This window comes from Pseudomonas coronafaciens pv. oryzae str. 1_6 (genome assembly GCF_000156995.2).
In the GTDB taxonomy this organism is placed as follows: domain Bacteria; phylum Pseudomonadota; class Gammaproteobacteria; order Pseudomonadales; family Pseudomonadaceae; genus Aquipseudomonas; species Aquipseudomonas tremae.
The window spans coordinates 3,848,135-3,863,565 of the sequence record NZ_CP046035.1 but is presented as its reverse complement, the minus strand read 5'-3'; the positions used below and the strand labels follow the sequence as shown (position 1 = coordinate 3,863,565).

General features: G+C 58.6%; 10 protein-coding genes and 2 tRNA genes. 2 read left to right on the top strand and 10 right to left on the bottom strand.

Annotated elements, in window-relative coordinates; translation table 11 throughout:
• Window positions 1-20: 20 nt before the first annotated feature.
• From POR16_RS17275 to rimO, 3 genes are all read right to left on the bottom strand, one after another.
• A complete protein-coding gene (locus POR16_RS17275) occupies window positions 21-731 on the bottom strand; it encodes an rRNA pseudouridine synthase (RefSeq protein ID WP_005891938.1) in 711 nt (236 codons plus the stop codon).
• Between the two features lie 93 nt (window positions 732-824).
• Entirely contained in the window at window positions 825-1,265 is a 441-nt protein-coding gene (locus POR16_RS17270) for a GNAT family N-acetyltransferase (RefSeq protein ID WP_005891941.1), read from the bottom strand.
• Window positions 1,266-1,366: 101 nt separating this feature from the next.
• A complete protein-coding gene (gene rimO, locus POR16_RS17265; protein WP_005891943.1) occupies window positions 1,367-2,710 on the bottom strand; it encodes a 30S ribosomal protein S12 methylthiotransferase RimO in 1,344 nt (447 codons plus the stop codon).
• 260 nt (window positions 2,711-2,970) lie between these two features.
• Between rimO and POR16_RS17260 the strand changes: the two genes are divergently transcribed.
• Window positions 2,971-4,866 (top strand): potassium transporter Kup, encoded by a 1,896-nt coding sequence (locus tag POR16_RS17260; RefSeq protein ID WP_122381099.1) that lies wholly within the window; start codon window positions 2,971-2,973, stop codon window positions 4,864-4,866.
• A 95-nt stretch (window positions 4,867-4,961) separates the two neighbouring features.
• On the opposite strand, the gene POR16_RS17255 is transcribed toward POR16_RS17260, so the two are convergent.
• From POR16_RS17255 to POR16_RS17240, 4 genes are all read right to left on the bottom strand, one after another.
• The gene (locus POR16_RS17255) at window positions 4,962-6,296 is read right to left on the bottom strand and encodes a virulence factor family protein (protein WP_024670219.1); all 1,335 of its coding nucleotides are present in this window, start codon (window positions 6,294-6,296) and stop codon (window positions 4,962-4,964) included.
• Window positions 6,296-8,938: a bifunctional lysylphosphatidylglycerol flippase/synthetase MprF gene (gene mprF, locus POR16_RS17250; RefSeq protein ID WP_005891960.1), complete on the bottom strand. Its 2,643-nt coding sequence runs from the start codon at window positions 8,936-8,938 to the stop codon at window positions 6,296-6,298. The genes POR16_RS17255 and mprF overlap by 1 nt, the downstream gene beginning before the upstream one ends.
• A 350-nt stretch (window positions 8,939-9,288) precedes the next feature.
• A tRNA-Met gene (locus POR16_RS17245) sits at window positions 9,289-9,365 on the bottom strand.
• A gap of 205 nt (window positions 9,366-9,570) precedes the next feature.
• A tRNA-Met gene (locus POR16_RS17240) sits at window positions 9,571-9,647 on the bottom strand.
• A gap of 260 nt (window positions 9,648-9,907) precedes the next feature.
• Here POR16_RS17240 and dinB point away from each other — a divergent pair.
• Window positions 9,908-10,969 (top strand): DNA polymerase IV, encoded by a 1,062-nt coding sequence (dinB, locus tag POR16_RS17235; protein ID WP_024670220.1) that lies wholly within the window; start codon window positions 9,908-9,910, stop codon window positions 10,967-10,969.
• A gap of 35 nt (window positions 10,970-11,004) precedes the next feature.
• Here dinB and POR16_RS17230 read toward each other — a convergent pair whose 3' ends face one another.
• The 3 genes from POR16_RS17230 to POR16_RS17220 all read right to left on the bottom strand — a co-directional run bounded on the left by POR16_RS17230 (window position 11,005) and on the right by POR16_RS17220 (window position 15,241).
• Window positions 11,005-11,961, bottom strand: coding sequence for a hypothetical protein (locus POR16_RS17230; protein ID WP_005891966.1), 957 nt, complete (start codon window positions 11,959-11,961; stop codon window positions 11,005-11,007).
• A gap of 70 nt (window positions 11,962-12,031) precedes the next feature.
• Window positions 12,032-13,747: a proline--tRNA ligase gene (locus POR16_RS17225; protein ID WP_005891967.1), complete on the bottom strand. Its 1,716-nt coding sequence runs from the start codon at window positions 13,745-13,747 to the stop codon at window positions 12,032-12,034.
• 171 nt (window positions 13,748-13,918) lie between these two features.
• Window positions 13,919-15,241: an OprD family porin gene (locus POR16_RS17220; protein ID WP_005891968.1), complete on the bottom strand. Its 1,323-nt coding sequence runs from the start codon at window positions 15,239-15,241 to the stop codon at window positions 13,919-13,921.
• Between the last annotated feature and the right edge of the window lie 190 nt (window positions 15,242-15,431).

The window sequence follows — 15,431 nt, the reverse complement described above, 5'->3', positions numbered from 1 at the left end:
TAGGGGGATGTCGGAAGGAATTAAAACTTTTCCTTGGTCGTCATGTAACGCCACTGGCCTTCGGGCAGCTTGCCCATAGACACGCCGCCGATGCGGATGCGGCGAATGGCAACGATTTTCAGGCCAACGGCTTCGCACAGTTGCGCGATGATGCCGGGCTGCGGGTTTTTCATGGCAAAGCGCAGACGGTTCTCGTTCTGCCAGCTGGCCTTTACGGCCGGCAGCTCCTTGCCCTTGTAGGTCAGGCCGTGGTTCAGGCGATTGAGGCCGTGGGCAACCATCTCGCCCGAGATTTCCACCACGTATTCCTGTTCGATCTTGCTACGGTCATCGGTGAGTTTGCGCAGGATTTTCCAGTCCTGACTGAACACCATCAGGCCGCTGGCATTGGCTTGCAGACTCGAAATGGCTTCCAGGCGCATGAAGTGGCCTTTGAGCGGGCGCTTGCTGTAGCTGTGCTCTTCGGAAAGCGTGCCTGGCGTGATCATCTGCAAGGCGCTTTCGGCGCTTGCCGAGGCGGGCTTGTGCAGGATGATCGTTACCGGTTCCGGAGAGTCGGCCTTCGCGTCCGGGCTCAGTTCGATTTTCTGCGTGCTGACCTTGAAGTGTGGCTCTTCGATAACCACGCCATCCACAGTGACCCAGCCCCCTTCGATGAACAGTTCGGCCTCCCGGCGGGAGCAACCGACCAGCTCGATAAGGCGTTTGGAAAGGCGAATGGGGTCTGTCATGACAAAAAAGCCGTTTGATAAGTAGAAAGGCGCCATTGTAACCGCCAAAGGCCGGTTAATCGCGGCAACATTGCATTTGCCTGGCAATCCACATCAATTGCGTCTGTTCAGGCGCATCCTGAGCATGGGGTACGGCTGGCCTAGGCCATCGACTTCCGAGCGGCTGACGACCTCGAATCCCTGTTTGCAATAGAAGCCGAACGCCTTGGGATTCTGCTCGTTCACGTCCAGCTCAGTGATGCCGAAATGGTTGACGGCATGTTGCAGCAGTTGCGTGCCAATACCCTGATTGCGGTATTCGGGGGCAATGAAAAGCATGTCCAGCCGCCCCCGGTTCACGCCCGCGAAGCCGGTGATGGCGTGCTTGTCGTTACGCATACAGAACAGCGTCACGCTGTCCAGGTACTGAGTGAGCAAGCCCTTGAGCCGGACGACATACGCGTCCGGCATGAAGTCGTGGGTGGCGCGCACCGAGCGCTCCCACACCTCTATCATTTCCGGATAATCCTTCACATCAGGTGCACATAGCTGCATCACGCCATCCTCCGCTCGGCCTGTCGTCCATAGACAACACCAACAGACAAAAAAGCCCTGCCATTTTAAGGGCAGGGCTTTTGATAGCGCTTTGACCGGTGTCAGAGCATTTCGGCCCACAGGTCGTATTCGTCGGCGTCGGTAACGCGGCACATGATCTTGTCGCCAGGCTGGACGTTGCTGCCGTCTTCCAGGCCGATGAACACGTTGCCGTCGATTTCCGGAGCATCGAAGAAGCAACGGCCGACGGCACCACGATCATCGACCTCGTCAATCAGCACTTCGATTTCCTTGCCGATCTTCATTTGCAGGCGAGCGGCGCTGATTGCCTGTTGATGGGCCATGAAACGATCCCAGCGATCCTGCTTGATGTCATCCGGCACGATGGCCGCATCCAGCAGATTGGCAGGAGCACCTTCGACCGGTGAATACTGGAAGCAACCGACGCGGTCCAGTTGGGCTTCGGTCAGCCAGTCAAGCAGGTACTGGAAGTCCTCTTCGGTTTCACCGGGGAAGCCGACGATGAAGGTCGAGCGGATGATCAGATCGGGACACTGTTCGCGCCAGTTCTTGATGCGCGCCAGGGTCTTGTCTTCAAAGGCCGGACGCTTCATGAGCTTGAGGATTTTCGGGCTGGCATGCTGGAACGGGATGTCCAGGTACGGCAGGATCTTGCCTGCCGCCATCAGCGGAATCAGCTCATCGACGTGCGGGTACGGGTAGACGTAATGCAGGCGAACCCAGACGCCCATCGAACCCAGCGCCTGACACAGCTCGGTCATGCGCGTTTTGATCGGCTGGCCGTCCCAGAAACCGGTGCGGTATTTGACATCGACGCCATACGCGCTGGTGTCCTGAGAGATCACCAGCAGCTCCTTCACGCCGGATTTGACCAGACGCTTGGCTTCGTCCAGCACATCGCCCACCGGACGGCTGACCAGCTTGCCGCGCATCGACGGGATGATGCAGAAGCTGCAGCTGTGGTTACAGCCTTCGGAGATCTTCAGGTAAGCGTAATGGCGCGGGGTCAGTTTGACGCCTTGTGGGGGCACCAGATCGATAAGAGGGTTGTGATCCTGGCGCGGCGGCACGACGTCGTGCACGGCATTGACCACTTGCTCGTATTGCTGCGGGCCGGTGACCGACAGCACACTCGGGTGCACGCTGCGAATGACACTCGCATCGACGCCCATGCAGCCGGTGACGATGACTTTGCCGTTTTCCTTGATGGCTTCGCCGATCACTTCCAGCGACTCTGCCTTGGCCGTGTCGATGAAGCCGCAGGTATTGACCACGACCACGTCGGCGTCCTCGTAGGTCGCAACGACTTCGTAACCTTCCATGCGCAGTTGAGTCAGGATGCGTTCCGAATCAACGAGCGCCTTGGGGCAACCCAGAGAAACGAATCCAACCTTGGGGGCGGACGGCGTGGTAACGGTGGACATGGCAAACCTCGGCGTGAAGGGCGCCCGAACGCAAAGCGCGGGCACCGACTGGGCGCTTGGGGCGCCTCTGATCAAAAAGTGCGCAATTCTAGCGGTGGGCGGGCGGGATGACCAGCGTTAGAAAGAGAATTAAGACGAGTGCTGCGTTATGCTTCGCGCCATCGTGGCCAGACGTGTCAATGTCTGGCTGAATCTTAATTGTTACGTGTTGTGATGTTCTCAGTCTGTTGAACCTCATGTCTGGTTATCTGGAGTAGTGGATGAGTCAAGCAAACAGTCATGCGGAGGCCGGAGGCACGGCGAAACCGATCGGGTTGTTGATCGCCGCTGTCGGCGTGGTTTACGGGGATATCGGCACCAGTCCGCTGTACACGCTGAAAGAGGTGTTTCAGGGGGGCTACGGTGTGGAAGTCAACCACGACGCGATTCTCGGCGTGCTGTCGCTGATTTTCTGGTCGCTTATCTGGGTGGTGTCCTTCAAGTACATGGCGTTTGTCCTGCGTGCCGATAACCAGGGCGAGGGCGGCATCATGGCGCTGATGGCCCTGGCGCGGCGGGCTTCGGCCAAGCACCCCAGGCTGCAGATGATGATGGTGGTATTCGGATTGTTCGGTGCGGCACTGTTCTACGGTGACAGCATGATCACCCCGGCAGTCTCGGTCCTTTCGGCGATGGAAGGTCTGGAGCTGGCCTTCGATGGCCTGGATCACTGGATCGTGCCGATGGCGCTGGTTGTGCTGGTGGGGCTGTTCCTCATTCAGCGGCACGGCACAGCGCGCATCGGCGTACTGTTCGGGCCGGTGATGGTCGTCTGGTTTCTGGTGCTGGGCGCGTTGGGTGTCTACGGCATTATGCAGTCGCCGGAGGTGCTGAAAGCGGTTAACCCGGCGTGGGGCCTGAATTTCTTCATCATCCATCCTGGGATCGGCGTCGCCATTCTGGGCGCTGTGGTTCTGGCGCTGACCGGGGCCGAGGCACTGTACGCCGACATGGGGCACTTTGGCCGCAAGCCAATCTCGCGTGCCTGGTTCATCCTCGTGCTGCCCGCGCTGCTGCTCAACTATTTCGGTCAGGGCGCGCTGGTGCTGGATAACCCGGAAGCAGTGCGCAACCCGTTCTACCTGCTGGCGCCGGGCTGGGCGCTGCTGCCGCTGATCGGTCTGTCGACAATGGCCACCATCATTGCTTCTCAGGCAGTGATTTCCGGCGCTTTCTCGATGACGTTGCAGGCAATTCAACTGGGTTATATCCCCAGAATGCATATCCAGCACACCTCAAGTGACGCGCAGGGCCAGATTTACATCGGTGCCGTGAACTGGGCGCTGATGGCGGGCGTGATCATGCTGGTGATCGGTTTCGAGTCGTCCGGCGCGCTGGCTTCTGCGTATGGTGTGGCGGTCACAGGGACCATGCTCTGCACCACGATTCTGGTGTCGACGGTCATGCTGATGCTCTGGAAATGGCCGCCTTTGCTGGCTGTTCCGCTGTTGATCTGCCTGCTGCTGGTGGACGGTCTGTTCTTCGCCGCCAACGTGCCGAAGATATTTCAGGGCGGTGCCTTTCCGGTGCTCGCCGGTGCAGTGCTGTTTATTCTCATGACCACCTGGAAGCGTGGCAAGCAATTGCTCGCCGAGCGTATCGACGAAGGCGGGCTGCCCTTGCCGATCTTCATCGGCAGCATTCGTGTCCAGCCGCCGCATCGTGTGCAGGGCACTGCGGTGTTCCTCACCGCACGTTCGGACGCTGTCCCTCACGCGTTGCTGCACAACATGCTGCATAACCAGGTGTTGCATGAGCAGGTCGTGCTGTTGACGGTGGTGTATGAAGACTCGCCTCGTGTGCCTGCCGCCGAGCGCTTCGAAGTGGAGTCGTATGGCGAAGGCTTTTATCGGGTGATCCTGCACTTCGGCTTTATCGACGAGCCGGATGTGCCTGCTGCGCTGGCGCTGTGTCATCTGGCCGAGCTGGACTTCAGCCCGATGCGTACCACTTATTTCCTCAGTCGCGAAACGGTCATCCCTTCAAAAATGGATGGCATGGCTCGCTGGCGTGAGGCGCTGTTCGCTTTCATGCTCAAGAACGCAAACGGCAACCTGCGCTTCTTCAAGCTGCCGTTCAACCGTGTGATCGAGCTGGGTACACAGGTCGAGATGTAACCTGCTGCTGTAAAGCCAGTCAGCATGGACAAAAAAATCCCGGCAACCTCACGGTGCCGGGATTTTTTGTGCCTGCAGACTTCGATAAATGAAGCTTACTGGGCGGTAGCCTTGCCCTGACGCTTGTTGATGGCGTCGATCAGGCGCTTGGCCAGTGCCGGATAGTCTTCGTCGAAGTGATGACCGCCAGGCAACTGAACCGCTTCGCCGACGGCGGTGGTGTCGGTGCAGCCGCTGTCTTTCTTCTCTTCGATGCCGTAGACACAGAACACCTTGGCGGCAGGCAGTTTGGCCATTTCCTGTCCGGTGGTGGCCTCCTTGCCTGCGTTTCCGAGCCAGCCGTCGACGTGAATCTCGAAGCTGCCGGTGCGTGCAAAGGCGAGCAGAATGATTGCATCGACACGATTCTGGTCATCCGTAGCCAGGCGGTTGTAGATCGCAGGCATCACGTCCGCGCCAAACGAGTAGCCAGCCAGGATGAAGCGCTTGGTGCCCCATTTCTGCCTGTAGTGGTTCATCAGGTCGGTCAGGTCGGTAGCGGTCTGCTCTGGCGTCTTGTGTTCCCAGTAGTAGCGCAATACATCGATGCCCACTACTGGATAGCCCATCTTGGCCATGTCGCCGGCAACGACCTTGTCCAGGTCGCGCCAGCCGCCGTCACCGGACATGAACAGCGTCACGGTATCGGAAGGCTGGCTGGCCGGGACTTCAACCACCGGGATACCCAGGCCGCCGCTGTCGTTTTCACCGAGCAGCAAGTGACGCAGTTCGGTATTGAGGACCTGCGGCAGCGGAATGTCGTAATCGCTGATGCTGGTGTCGGCGTTGGTCTGGTCGCGTACGAAAGCGGCGCTCGGATCATCCGGTGCATCGTTCCAGGCCGCCAGCCAGTGGCCGTGCGGGGCTTTTTGCGGCAATGCCACGTCACAGATCTGCGGTGCTGTCTCACCCTCTTCAAGCACCGGAGGCGGGTTCGAAGCATGCTCGAGGGCAAAGCCTACAGAGATGGCCTGTGCCTTGTCGTCCGTCTGTTCGGCCAGCCAGCGCCATGCCAGCGTTGCGCCAGGGCCTATCCCGCCAACTACCTTCGCAGGACCGTCGAGCTTCTGCAGGGCAGCTTGAAAGGTCTTCTGTTGCAAGACACAGTCATCCTTTGGCAATACCACCTGAATGATGCGTGCCGAAGCATCCTTGCTGATCGCCAGCAACTGCTTGTCGGTGAGCATGTCTTCAGCGGTGACCGCCAGGGCGATGCGCGTCTTGATGCTGGTGGCCGGCGTCACACTGGTCAGCGGCGCGCCGCCTTCCAGGTCCAGATGTTCCAGCGAAGCGGGTGGAGCGGGGCGGGTCCAGATCCATACCCCCGAAGCTACGATAAACAGAACAATTGCCAGTGCTGCGAGCAAAAGGCGCCAGGAGCGTCGAATCATCAGCGTTTCACCAATCCAGTCAGACCGCCCGCAATCAGGGCGGCGGTGTCAGCCAGTGCCACGAGCGGATCAAGTCCGGCAGGCACGGCCATATAACGAGGTTCCCAATCGGGCTGGAACTTGTCCTTGAAGCGACGCAGCCCCTGGAAGTTGTAAAGCTGTTCGCCGCGGCGGAAGATCATCGAGCCAAGACGCTGAGTGATCGGCGCGCCGCGTCGCGGTTGCAGGCCGGACAAAGGCACCATCCCCAGGCTGAAGCGCGCATAACCCTGGGCTTTGTAGTGCAGAATCAGACCGACCATCATGAACTCCATGGTCAGTTTCGGTGCGTCCGGGTGAGAACGCATCAGGTCCAGGCTGGCCAGTTCCGGGCTGGTGGTTTCCAGCAGGTTGGAGAAGGCCACTGGCTTGCCCTGAAAGTGGATGATGGCGATGCGGAAGTATTTGAGGTACTCCGGGCTGAAGCGACCGAGCGAAAAGCCTTTTTCGCGGACGTTCTTGCCGGTCAGCCAGGCATCGGAAATCACTTTCAGCTCGTCGATAGGCGCCTGACCCGGCTCATAGATCTCCAGCGAAAGCCCATCGCGGCCACCCCGATTCCAGGTGTAGCGCAGGTCTTTCATTTCCTTGCCTTTGGCGTCGATGTCGAAACGTTGCAGGTCCACACGTGCTTCTTCACCCAGCTTGATCGCTGTCAGGCCGATGTCCATGTAGAACGGCAGGTTTTCTGCGCGAACCTGATAAAACACCGGACGAGCATGATGCACGTCGCACAGGTCGCGGAACTGCCAGATCAACTCCGCGCGTTGCTGGGTCGGTCCGATCGGGTCGTAGAGCGCCACCAGACTGCGCCCGCGATGCGAGTACATCAGAAACGCATTGCCAGCAGGGTGAAACAGGATGGCCTTGTCGCCGGTCAGCACCAGGCCGCCGTCTGGCTGGCTGGATGCCTTGAGAATCTCGGCGGCTTTGTCCAGGTCAGCCGCATCCGGCAGCTTGATAACAGGTCGCGCAGTGCGCAGCAGCCAGGTCAGCGAAACCACCACCAGCAGCACTGCACTGCCGAGTGCCGAGCGCAGGCCGCGCGGGGCGTCTGCGTCCAGGGTAAATTGCCACCACAGCTGATGGCTGTAAGGCACATCCTGGTAGGCGAACAGCAGCAGCCATATCGATGCGCCGACCACACAAACACTGGCGATCAGATAAAGCGGCGAGAACGGCAGCTCCAGCAGACGACTGGGACGATAGAACGAGCGGCGGAAGGTCAGCAGCAGGCCTGCGGTCAGCAGGAGCATGCTGGCCTCTTCCCAGTCGAAGCCTTTAAGCATCGACAACACGGCGCCCACCAGGAGCAGAATGACGGTCAGCATCCAGGCTGCGGACAACCGACGACGCAAGCCTTGAGCGAGCAACAGGCACAAGACACCGACCAGGCTGGCGCCGAAGTGCGACGCGTCGATCAGCCGGTGCGGAATCATGAAGCCTACGTTTTCAAGCCGGGTATCGATCTCAGGGGTGGCACCAGAGAAGAGCAGCACCACCCCCGACAAGAAAACCAGTAGTGCCAGAATTGGCGCAGCCAACCCCGAGGCAACGCGCATGGCTTGCCTGGTCGGCAGCAGGCGCTGGGCTTCAGTGAACAGCAAGGTCAGGCAGGCCAGCAGAAGCGGCAGCACCACATATATGAGGCGGTACAGCAGCAATGCAGCGGCCAGCGGTGCGGCACCCAATTCGTTGGCGAAGGCCGCCAGCAAAATGGCTTCGAACACGCCCACGCCACCGGGCACGTGGCTGAGCACACCGGCAGCGAGTGCCAGCAGGTAGATCAGGATGAACGCGCCGAGCGGTGGCGCGTGGGGCAGCAACAGGTAAAGCACCATCGCTGCTGCGGCGACGTCCAGCGCGGTGATAACCAGCTGGATCAGCGTCAGCTTCAGGTCTGGAAGGCGCAGTGTGCGCCGACCCAGGCGGACCAGAATGTTGTGCGGGATATCCTGCTCCGGCAGGCGGCGGCGGTAGACGAACAGCGCCAGCAGCAGGCTGCCAGCCAGAACCGCGGTCGCGATGACGGCGAGAACATCGACCGGCAACTTGAGGGCAAGTGAGGCACCGGAAAGATTGCTCAGCGTCGCCAGTGCGGCCAGCGGTGGCAATGCGCAGCCCAGCGAGAGGCTGGCAAACACCGTCATGCGCGCGATCTCGATGGCACCCACGCCGTAGCGCGAGTACAGCCGATAGCGAACCGAGCCACCCGACAGCATCGACAGGCCCACCGCATTGCCGATGGCAAACGATGTAAAGCCGCCGAGAATCAGGGTTTTGACCGGCAGGTCGACGTTGGCGTAGCGGCTGGCTGACAGTTCATAGCCCATCAGAATGATGTAACCCACCACCGCGGCTGCCAGTGCCCCGCCCAAGGCGGGCAATGGAACCGCGAACAGTGAGTCGTGCAGCGCATACCAGTCCATTTCGACCAGCATGTGGCGGCAGGCAATCAGGGCCAGGCCGAACAACAGCAGCATCACCGCCAGCCCTATAGGCTGTCGGTATTTGCTTAGCAGCTCCCGCCAATGCAGGCGCGGTGGGGTGCTTGGTTGTTCTGCATCAACAGCTTTATTGGAATCGGACGTGTTGTCGCGCATCAATCACTCCTTGGATCGTGCGCGACAGGATGGAGGTATACAGCCAAGTTACCAATCCCTACGCAAAAAATATTTCAGGATGTTAGCGCGTCAACGCCTAACGAGCGAATAGCGAATCGAGCTGGTTGAAGCTGTTCAGCTACGGTTCAGTCGTGATCAGCCTAGTAATAAGCCTATCGGCAGCGCATGCAAAAACTGTCGTCAATGAAAGCATTACGTTACAGATGTGATGATAGGGTTTCAAAGGGTCTGGTAAATAGTCTTTTTTGTCAGACAGTTAGCCGCGGCCTGGAATGTTTTTCCGGCGGAAACAAAAAAGGCCACTCTTTCGAGTAGCCTTTCTTGATGTTTGGTTGCGGGAGCCGGATTTGAACCGACGACCTTCGGGTTATGAGCCCGACGAGCTACCAGACTGCTCCATCCCGCGTCTGTGTGGCGGCATTCTACAGCCGAACGCTGAAGTGTCAACCCTTAATCCACAAAGCAGGCAAATGAGTAGCATATTGTGCGCTTTGTCGTGCAATGCCCTTGGTGGTGCTCAGATATCACAGATCTGTAGACCAAGGTTTGGGAGGGTGTTTTTCAAGCGGAAACAAAAAAGGCCACTCTTTCGAGTAGCCTTTCTTGATGTTTGGTTGCGGGAGCCGGATTTGAACCGACGACCTTCGGGTTATGAGCCCGACGAGCTACCAGACTGCTCCATCCCGCGTCTGTGTGCCGGCATTCTACAGAGAGATGGCGGGGTGTCAATGGCTAGTTTTAAAAAAATGCTTTTTCTTCAATCGGTTAGCGAGGCAGCGTGACTCATCGACCTGGCTTTGACGCCCGTATGACGGGGGGGCCGGGTCATTTGAGTGGCGTAGCAGGGCGGTAAAGGCAATTTTTCGGATGGCCTTTGCATGATTGAGTGTCACTTATTGATACGGGTGAGATACTGCGCAGCCATTGATTCCAAAGTCGCATCAGGTCATGACGCAACGCAAGATCATCCACATCGACTGTGACTGCTTCTATGCAGCCATTGAAATGCGTGACGAGCCCGATCTCGCAGGCAAGCCGCTGGCAGTGGGCGGCTCGGCTGAGCGGCGCGGGGTGATCGCAACCTGCAATTACGAGGCGCGTGCTTATGGCGTGCGCTCCGCGATGTCATCTCGTCATGCGCTTACGCTGTGTCCGGACCTGACCATCGTCAAACCGCGCATGGAGGCTTATAAAGAAGCATCACGAGAAATTCATACCATATTTCGGGATTACACCGACCTGATAGAGCCCTTGTCTCTCGACGAGGCCTTTCTGGACGTGTCCGACGCCGGCCACTTTTCCGGTAGCGCCACGCGCATCGCCCAGGATATTCGGCGTCGGGTCTCGAAGCAGTTGCATATCACTGTGTCGGCGGGCGTCGCGCCCAACAAGTTTCTGGCCAAGATTGCCAGCGACTGGAAAAAGCCCAACGGCCTGTTCGTGATCACACCGGACCAGGTTGAGGACTTCGTCGCGTCGTTACCTGTGACCAAGCTTCATGGCGTAGGAAAAGTCACGGCAGACAAGCTGGGTCGGTTAGGTATTCTTGATTGCGCAGACTTGCGAAGCCGCAGCAAGCTTGCGTTGGTTCGCGACTTCGGCAGTTTTGGTGAGCGTCTCTGGAGTCTGGCGCATGGAATAGATGACCGGCCTGTGCAGAACGACAGCCGGCGTCAATCGGTCAGTGTCGAAAATACGTATGACACGGACCTGCCCGATCTGGCCGCTTGTCTCGAAAAGCTGCCTGCCCTGCTGGAGACACTGGGTACCAGAATGGAGAGGCTGGAGGGGCAGTACCGTCCTGGCAAACCATTCGTCAAAGTGAAGTTTCACGATTTCACCCAGACGACGCTTGAGCAGTCCGGCGCCGGGAGGGATCTGGGCAGTTACGAGCAGTTGCTGTCGCAGGCGTTTGCGCGGGGTGGCAGGCCGGTTCGGCTGCTGGGGGTTGGCGTGCGCTTGCACGACTTGCGTGCCGCGCACGAGCAGCTGGAATTGTTTTCGCGATAACGGATGGCTGCGGTGTGGGCCCGCAGCCGCACGCGCTATTGGCTCTGCGCAGGTACTGCGACCAGGCGGCCGGCGTCTCTGGCGAGTGATTTGAGAAACTCGGTCTGCAGTTGCGGATCGTTGCGTGTCAGTTCGATCAGGCTTTGCTCCAGCTCGCTGGCTTCTTCCTCCAGGCCCATATCAGAAAGACGTTTGACACGATGCACCCATTGGCTGACTTCGTCATCCTCAAGGTCGTCATAGATCAGGGCGTGCGCTTCCAGTAATTTACCGCGCAGCGAGTGACTGATCGGCAAGCTTTCACTGGCGTGAGCGCTGTCCTGGTCGTCTTCGACATTTATGTAGAGACGCGTGATACGGCTCAGGTCCTGTTCTGCAAACGGGCTGTCCAGCAGGTTAATGCGCAGGATGCCATTACGGTCGGTACTCAGCTCATGGGTTTCTGTCCCGGCCTTGACGATGACCGGGCGTTCATTCCACGGCAATGTGGAGTTCTCGATCCGCTTGTCCTTCTGTACTTCGTCGATGCTCGCAAGGTTCTGTTGAGCGCGGCCGTGAGAAGGGGCGTTCATGAACGGGTTAAGTCCTGCCACACCATAGTGAATCCAGTCCTTGGTCATGCTTTCGGGCAAATTGCCCAGCGCAAACACGTTGACCACATTCGCACCGACGCCAGCCACCACTGCAACCGCGCCCAGTGGGATCTCGTAAATCTCCCGCCACGGCTGATAAGGCGTGTAACGGTCATAGTGCCGGGTCACCTCGTAATCGGTGACCTCGAAAGACTTGTGCTCGTGAATCCGCACGCGACGTTGCGGCAACTCCAGTGTCTTGGGTTCGCCAATATCGACTTGCAGCGTATGTTCGAGCAGTTTTCGCTCGACGCGCTCCTCGTGTTCACTGCGTTGTGACAGTTGGTTGGCACAGCCGCCGACAAGAAAAGAGGCGCACAGAACGGCGCTGCCGAGGCTTGAGGTGCTTCGTTTGAACATGGGATCTCTGATGCGGATTGGGCGTGTGATGAGCGACGCACCTGCATATAAGGCAGGTGCGTCTTATGGCTCAGCGCTTCACTCGGCCCTGGATGAACGACAGCACATCCGCGACCGCAATGGCTTGCGGTTGCGACTCGGTACGGCTCTTGTATTCCAGATTGCCTTCGGCAAGCCCGCGGTCACTGACCACGACACGGTGCGGAATACCGATCAGCTCCATGTCTGCGAACTTGATGCCAGGGCTGGTTTTCTTGTCGCGGTCATCGAGCAGCACTTCAAAGCCGGCAGCGGTCAGCTCTGCATAAAGCTTGTCGGTCGCCTCGCGGACGGCGTCGGTTTCATAGCGCAGCGGGATCAGTGCGATCTGGAATGGCGCCAGGGTATCGTTCCAGATAATGCCGTTCTCGTCGCTGTTCTGCTCGATGGCGGCAGCAACAACGCGTGAAACGCCGATGCCGTAGCAACCCATGGCCAGATTAACCGGTTTGCCGTTCTCACCCAGCACCTGGCACTTCATGGCCTCGCTGTATTTGGTGCCCAGCTGGAAGATATGGCCCACTTCGATGCCGCGCTTGATTTCCAGCGTGCCTTTCCCGTCCGGGCTAGGGTCGCCTGCAACCACGTTGCGCAGGTCGGCGACAGTGGGAACGGGCAGATCGCGTTCCCAATTGACGCCGAAATAGTGCTTGTCATCTATGTTTGCGCCGACGCTGAAATCGCTCATCATCTCGACGGAGCGGTCGATGATGCATGGCAATGGCAGGTTCAGCGGACCGAGCGAGCCGGCGCCAGCGCCGATGGCATCCCGAAGTTCTGCTTCGGATGCCATCACCAGCGGGTTGGCAACCTGTTCCAGCTGGCTTGCCTTGATTTCGTTGAGCTCGTGATCGCCGCGAATGATCAGTGCGATCAACTTGCCTTCTTCGGCTGCATGCACAACCAGCGTCTTGACCGTCTTTTCGATGGGCAGACCAAAGCCTTCGACCAGATGCGCGATGGTCTTGGTATTTGGCGTATCGATCAAGCGCAGCTCTTCAGTGGCGGCAGGGCGAGTCTTCTCGGAAGGGACTGCCTCGGCCTTTTCTATATTGGCTGCGTAGTCGGAGCCATTGCTGAACACAATATCGTCTTCGCCGGATTCGGCCAGTACGTGAAACTCGTGCGAGCCTGCACCACCAATCGAACCGTTGTCGGCTTCGACCGGACGGAATTTCAGGCCCAGGCGGCTGAAGATATTGCTGTACGCAAGGTGCATCCGATCGTAAGTGACTTGCAGCGATGCGTTGTCGGCGTGGAACGAGTACGCGTCCTTCATCACGAACTCGCGTCCACGCATCAGGCCGAAGCGCGGGCGGATCTCGTCACGGAATTTGGTCTGGATCTGGTACATGTTGATCGGTAGCTGTTTATAGCTGTTGAGCTCGTTGCGTGCGAGGTCGGTAATGACTTCTTCGTGGGTCGGGCCCAGGCAGAATTCACGGTTGTGGCGATCGACCAGGCGCATCAGTTCCGGGCCGTACTGTTCCCAGCGGCCGGATTCCTGCCAAAGCTCCGCAGGCTGAATGCCGGGCATCAGAATTTCGAGAGCGCCAGCGGCGTCCATTTCTTCACGAACAATGGCCTCGACCTTGCGCAACACGCGCAGGCCCATCGGTAGCCAGGTGTAGAGGCCGGATGCCAGCTTGCGGATCATGCCGGCACGCAGCATCAGCTGATGACTGACCACGACCGCATCGGAAGGGGTTTCTTTCTGTGTGGCGAGCAAAAATTGACTGGTGCGCATGGTTGGCCGTTGTCGGTTGCTGAGACTGGAAATGACCTGGCATTGTACGGCGGTGTTCCGGTGACGTACAGGGCAGGGCGGGCTTGCAGGTGGCGGGAGGGCGCTTTCCCGGCTCAATGAAAAAGCCCGGCATGAGCCGGGCTTCTTTTGTTAACGAGTGCTGAACTGCGATTACAGGATCGAGATCGGGTAATCGACGATCAGGCGGAACTCGTTGACGTCGCCTTCGCCTTGGTCGGCGTTGGCGCGGTGCCATGCCTGACGAGCACGGAAGGACAAGTCCTTGGCCGGGCCGGTCTGGACGACATATTTGGCTTCAAGGTTGGTCTCGTGGTGTTCGCCATCAGCACCGTACAGGCCAGCATAAGCGCTGCCAGCAGGTGTTTTGGTGCCGTCGATGTCGGTACCTTTGATGTAGCGGGTCATGAAGCTCAGGCCGGGCACGCCGTACGGAGTCATGTTCAGGTCGTAGCGAGCCTGCCAGGATTTTTCACCCGGACCGTTGAAGTCGGAGTACTGAATCGAGTTGTTCAGGAAGATCGAATCGCCACCGCGGTTGTTGTCGCCGATACCGATGTAGTCGAACGGCGTGTCACCGTTGATCTTCTGGAACGCCAGGGTCACGGTGTGCGCAGCAAGGAACGAGTAGGCTGCGGAGCCGGAGAACGCGGTGTTGCTGATAGAGCCAGCTTTTGCGCTGCCTTCGTCAACGGTGCGATAGATGTTAGCGTCGAACGCCAGCGACTGATCGCCACCCAGTGGCAGCGCGTAGTTCACGTTACCGTAGTATTGATCCCAGATATCTTCGAGTTTGGCTGCGTAGAACGCCACGCCAAGGCTATCGGTGATGGCGTATTTGCCGCCGGCAAAGTCTGCGCTTTTGGCTTCAACGCCAGCATAGTTTGCGAAGATGCCGCCGCCGTGACTGGTGTCATCCTGGCTGGTGCCTGAGTAGAAATGACCCGCTTCAACATCCAGGCCCTTAAGCTCGCTGCTCTGGAGGCTGATACCACTTGCCGTCTGAGGCAGCAGGCGCGAGCCGCCGACTCCAAACACAGGGCTCGTGGGCTGCATGTCGCCCACTTTCAGCTCAGTCTTCGAAACGCGGAATTTAACAGCGCCACCGGCCTTGCTCTGTGTGTCTTCGTTGTTGCCGGCAGAGTCGGTAATCAGGTTACCCGAACCCGAATATTTGTCCGGGCCCCAGAGTTTCACACCAGCGTAAGCGAAAGCTTCTACGCCGACACCGATGGTGCCTTGGGTGTAACCGGTGCTGAAGTTGGCCCAGATACCTTGGGTCCAGTCACGATCGTCAGCAGCGCCGGCTTTCTTGTCGCGGTTGTAATAGTAATTGCGCAGCTTCAGGTCAAGCGTGCTGCCTTCAACGAAACCCTTGGCCTCAGCCTGATCGCTGACGAAAGGTGCCGCTGTTGCCAGTTGGGCGCTGGCAGCCGTGACGGCCAGTGCGATTGCGCTCCACTTCATCACTCTCATCGTGATTGCTCCTTTGGTTTTTAGAAGATTTTGTGCCGTCCCACCTGCTTTTTTATCTGGGCGGCTCTTTCTATTTTTGGTCGGCGGAATCTACATCACGCTGACTTTTGTAGCGATAGATACAGCTCTATCCTTTCAGAATCTTTACGGCGATGGGCGTACCGGGCCGTTTTCCCTTGACCGTGTCACC